Annotated in this window: 3 protein-coding genes; 1 reads left to right on the forward strand and 2 read right to left on the reverse strand. The window is 70.7% G+C overall.

The window, feature by feature from the left end:
• Together glgB and G6030_RS00010 are read right to left on the reverse strand one after the other, a co-directional pair.
• Nucleotides 1-2,117 (reverse strand): 1,4-alpha-glucan branching protein GlgB (gene glgB / locus G6030_RS00005; RefSeq protein ID WP_182641788.1); only part of this gene is annotated, 2,117 nt, incomplete at its 3' end.
• An 11-nt stretch (nt 2,118-2,128) separates the two neighbouring features.
• The gene (locus tag G6030_RS00010) at nt 2,129-4,147 is read right to left on the reverse strand and encodes a maltotransferase domain-containing protein (RefSeq protein ID WP_182641789.1); all 2,019 of its coding nucleotides are present in this window, start codon (nt 4,145-4,147) and stop codon (nt 2,129-2,131) included.
• Nucleotides 4,148-4,304: 157 nt separating this feature from the next.
• Here G6030_RS00010 and G6030_RS00015 point away from each other — a divergent pair.
• On the forward strand, nt 4,305-5,111 hold an 807-nt coding region (locus G6030_RS00015; protein WP_182641790.1), incomplete at its 3' end, for an ABC transporter ATP-binding protein.

Raw genomic sequence — 5,111 nt, forward strand, 5'->3', positions numbered from 1 at the left:
CCGAGCGGCGCGCCGGAGAAGTTCACGACACACGCGATGGTGCTGCCGTCGTGGTCGGTCCGCAGGAACGACAGCGTGTTGTGCTCGGAGTCGTTGGCGTCGATCCACGAGAAGCCCGAGGGGTCGTCGTCGAGCGCCCACAGACCGGGGTTCTCGGCGTAGCGGGCGTTGAGGTCGCGCACGCAGTCGCGGATGCCGCGGTGGTACTCGCCCTCCCAGCCCTCGAGGTCGTCCCACGCGACCCCGCGCTCGGCGTTCCACTCGGTGGTCTGGCCGAATTCGAGTCCCTGGAAGAGGAGCTTCTTACCGGGGTGGGCCCACATGTAGGCGTAGAGGCTGCGGATCCCGGCGGCGCGGTCCCACGAGGAGCCGGGCATGCGCTCCCACATGGAGCCCTTCCCGTGGACGACCTCGTCGTGGCTGAGGGGGAGGACGAAGCGCTCGCTCCAGGCGTACATGAGCGAGAAGGTGATCTCGCCGTGGTGGTAGCCGCGGTAGATCGGGTCCAGGCCCACGTACTGGAGGGTGTCGTTCATCCAGCCCATGTTCCACTTCATGGAGAAGCCGAGGCCGCCGGTGTAGGTGGGGGCGGTGACGCCGCCCCACGAGGTGGACTCCTCGGCGACGGTGAGGACGCCGGGGTGCTTGCGGTGGACCGTGGCGTTGACCTCCTGGAGGAACGAGATGGCCTCGAGGTTCTCGCGGCCGCCGTGGATGTTGGGCGTCCACTGTCCCTCGTCGCGGGAGTAGTCGAGGTAGAGCATCGAGGCGACGGCGTCCACACGGAGCCCGTCGACGTGGAACTCGTCGGCCCAGTACAGGGCGTTGGCGACGAGGAAGTTGCGGACCTCGCGCCGGCCGAAGTCGAACACGTAGGTGCCCCAGTCGGGCTGTTCGCCGCGCCGGGGGTCGCCGTGCTCGTACAGCGGGGTGCCGTCGAACCGGCCGAGGGACCACTCGTCCTTGGGGAAGTGCGCGGGGACCCAGTCCACCAGGACGCCGATGCCGTGTGAGTGCAGGTGGTCGATCACGTAGCGCAGGTCGTCCGGGGAGCCGAACCGGCTGGTGGGGGCGAAGTAGCCGGAGACCTGGTAGCCCCACGAGCCGCCGAACGGGTGCTCGGCGACGGGCATCAGTTCCACGTGTGTGAACCCGGTGGAGAGGACGTGCTCGGCGAGTTGGTGCGCGAACTCGCGGTAGTCGAGTCCGGGCCGCCAGGAGCCGACGTGGACCTCGAGGATGGTCATGGGGGAGCGCGAGTGGTCGCGGGTCGCGCGGGCGGCGATCCACTCGTCGTCGTTCCACTCGTAGGCGGAGGTGAACACCTTCGACGCGGTGGCGGGGGGCACCTCGGTCGCGACGGCCATGGGGTCGGCGTGGTCCACCGTCCGCCCGTCGGCGCCGCGGACGCGGTACTTGTAGACGGCGCCGTCGCCGACGTCGGGGACGAACAGTTCCCACACGCCGGAGGAGCCGATCGAGCGCATGGGCAGCGCGACGGGGTTCCAGCCGCAGAAGTCGCCGACCACGCTGACGCCGCGGGCGTTGGGCGCCCACACGGCGAAGGACGTCCCGGTGACCGGCCCGCTGGGGGAGTCGTAGGTGCGGACGTGCGCGCCGAGCGCGTCCCAGAGGCGCTCGTGGCGTCCCTCGCCGATGAGGTGCAGGTCGACCTCGCCGAGGGTCGGCAGGAACCGGTAGCCGTCGGCGACGGTGCGGGTGTGGCCGTCCGCGTAGGCGACGCGGAACCGGTAGTCGGGGACCTCGGTCTCGGGCAGAGCGGCCTGGAACAGGCCGTCGGAGACGGGCTCCATCGGGACCGTCCGGTCACCGAAGTCGATCTCGACGGACACCGCCCCCGGCTGCATGGTGCGCACGACGGAACCGTCGCCGTCGCGGTGCGTGCCGTAGACCGAGTGGGGATCGTGGTGGGTGCCCGCGCGGAGCCGACCGAGGACCTCGCCGGTGAGGGGCGTGGGCCGCGGCGCCGCGTCCGGTACGGGGGTCGCGGCCGGCCCGGGTGTCGCGCGAGCCGCCGGGGATGACGGCGACGACGACGAGGTCTTCTCCGGCCGGGGCCGGGCGGTCGCGGGGTCCTGCTTCTTGTGCTTTCCCATGGTCGTTCGCCTCAATCCACGGTGTGCGTTCGGTAGGACAGTTCGACCCTACGTGCTCCGGAGCAGGGTGGGATCGAGACGATGTGCGCGACCGCGGACCACGGCTCGAGCCGGACGTAGTTGCTCGACCCCCAGTGGAACTCGTTGCCCGACACCTCGTCGCGCACGCTGAACCGGGCGTCGTCGTCGTAACCGAGCGCCGACATGTCCAGGTGGAGGGTGCCCTCCTGGACGCCGAGGGAGTCCAGGGTGACCACGGTCAGAACGGTGTCGCCGGTGGCGGGATCGATCTTGGAGTAGGCGATGATCCGGTCGTTGTCGACGTCATGGAAGTGCAGGGTCCGCAGCTGCTGGAGCGCGGGGTGCTCGCGCCGGATCCGGTTGAGCGCGCGCAGCCAGGGCGCCAGCGACTGTCCGGCGGCCTCGGCGGCCGCGAAGTCGCGGGGTCGCAGTTGGTACTTCTCCGAGTCGAGGTACTCCTCGCTGCCCTCGGTGACGGGCTGCCACTCGTAGAGCTCGAAGCCCGAGTACACGCCCCAGGCGGGCGAGAGGGTCGCGGCGAGGGCGGCGCGGATCGCGAACATCGCCGGGCCGCCGCGCTGGAGCGACTCGTGCAGGATGTCCGGGGTGTTGGTGAACATGTTGGGCCGCGCCTCGTCGACGTGGGCCAGCAGCTGCTCGCAGAACTCGACCAGGTCGGCCTTGGTGGTCTTCCACGTGAAGTACGTGTACGACTGCGAGAACCCGCGCTTGGCGAGCCCGAACAGCCGGGCCGGTCGGGTGAACGCCTCGGCGAGGAACAGCACGTCGGGCTCGGTGCGCTTGACCTCGCTGATGAGCCGGTTCCAGAAGTCCGCGGGCTTGGTGTGCGGATTGTCCACGCGGAAGATCCGCACGCCCAGTGACGTCCAGTGCCTGACCACGCGCAGCACCTCGGCGTAGATGCCCTCGGGGTCGTTGTCGAAGTTGATCGGGTAGATGTCCTGGTACTTCTTGGGCGGGTTCTCGGCGTAGGCGATGTGCCCGTCGGGCAGGACGGTGAACCACTCGGGGTGCTCGGCGGCCCACGGGTGGTCGGGGGCGCACTGCAGCGCGAGGTCGAGCGCGACCTCGACGCCGCGTTCGCCCGCGTACTCCACGAGCCCGCGGAAGTCCTCGGTCGTGCCGAGCTCGGGGTGCACCGCGTCGTGGCCGCCGTCCCGTGAGCCGATGGCCCACGGGGATCCCACGTCGTCCGGATCGGGGGTCAGCGTGTTGTTGCGGCCCTTGCGGTTGATCTCCCCGATCGGGTGGATGGGCGGCAGGTACACCACGTCGAACCCGAGGTCGGCTGCGTGGTCGATGTATGCCCGCGACGTGGCGAAGGTGCCGTGGACGGGCCGGCCCTGCTCGTCCCAGCCGCCGGTGGATCGGGGGAAGAACTCGTACCAGGAGCTGAACTGTGCCTCGCGGCGATCGACCCACACCCGGTGGGTCTGCCCGACGGTGACCAGCTCGCGCACCGGGTCGGCGGCGAGCGCCGCGGCGACCTCCGCCGACAGGGCCCGCTCCGTTCGGGTGGCCGCGTCGCCGTCACCGCGCAGCGCGTCGGCGGCCCCCGAGAGCAGGGCGGCCCGGTCCGCCTCGCCGGCGGTGGTGGCCCGGGTGACCGCGAGGTCGAGCACTCGCGCGCCCACCTCGAACTCGTTGCCCAGCATGTCGGTGTCCTGGCCCGCGTCCATCTTCTTGGTGATGCCGCTGCGCCAGGTGGCGAAGGGGTCGGACCAGGCCTCCACGCGGAACGACCACATGCCGGGCACGTCGGTGTGCAGCAGGGCGTGAACGGTGTCGGGTTCGGCACCGGGCGCCATCGTGGTGCGCGAGGAGAGGCCGCCGGGTCGCCGGACCACGAGGCTGGCGGACAGGGCGTCGTGGCCCTCCCGCCAGACGATGGCGGAGATCGGCAGTATCTCGCCGACCACGGACTTGGACGGGAACCTCCCGCAGGAGACGAGGGGACGGACCTCGTCGATGGCAAGACGGTCGTTCACGTCGGTGCTCCTTTTCGGCTGCGGGTCGGCGCCGCGAAGTGGCGACGTCCGTCACCGACGACGCTAGCGAAGTCGGGCCGATCCTTCAGGGCCGTCATCTCCGGTTAACCCGCCCGAGCCGTGTTCCTCCCCACCCGGGGCCGCGATAACCGGTTAGATGGGAATCGTGAGCACCGCCATCGACATCGACCCCGACCTCGTCCTCGACCTGCGTGACGTCTCGCTCCGGCGGGACGGCAAGACCCTCGTGGGGCCACTGACCTGGCAGGTCGAACTCGACGAGAGGTGGGTGGTGCTCGGCCCCAACGGCGCGGGCAAGACCTCGCTGCTGAGGATCGCCTCGGCGCTGGAGTACCCGAGCACCGGCACCGCGGTCATCCTCGGTGAGCAGCTCGGTCGGACGGAGGTGACCGAGCTGCGCAGCCGGGTCGGCCTGTCCTCGGTCGCCGTCGCGGGCCGGATCCCCGGCGACGAGGTGGTCAGCGACCTCGTCATCTCGGCCGGGTACGCGGTCCTGGGGCGCTGGCGGGAGAAGTACGACGAGCAGGACTTCGAGCGCGCCGCCGACACGCTCGAGTCGATCGGCGCCGAGCATCTCGCGGACCGGACGTGGGGAACCCTCTCGGAGGGCGAGCGCAAGCGCGTGCTCGTCGCCCGGGCGATGATGACGGACCCTGAGCTGCTGCTACTCGACGAGCCGGGCGCCGGTCTGGATCTCGGCGGGCGCGAGGACCTGGTGGCCCGTCTCGGGGACATGGCCATGGACCCGGACGCCCCCGCGACGGTCCTGGTGACCCACCACGTCGAGGAGATCCCCCCGGGCTTCACCCACGCCATGCTGCTGGCGGAGGGCGAGGTGACCGCCATGGGGCTCATCGACGACGTGATCACCTCCGAGAACCTCAGCCGCGCCTTCGCCCAGTCGATCACCGTCGACGCGATCGACGGCCGCTACTTCGCCCGC

This window comes from Dietzia sp. E1 (assembly GCF_014145015.1).
Classification (GTDB): domain Bacteria; phylum Actinomycetota; class Actinomycetes; order Mycobacteriales; family Mycobacteriaceae; genus Dietzia; species Dietzia cinnamea_A.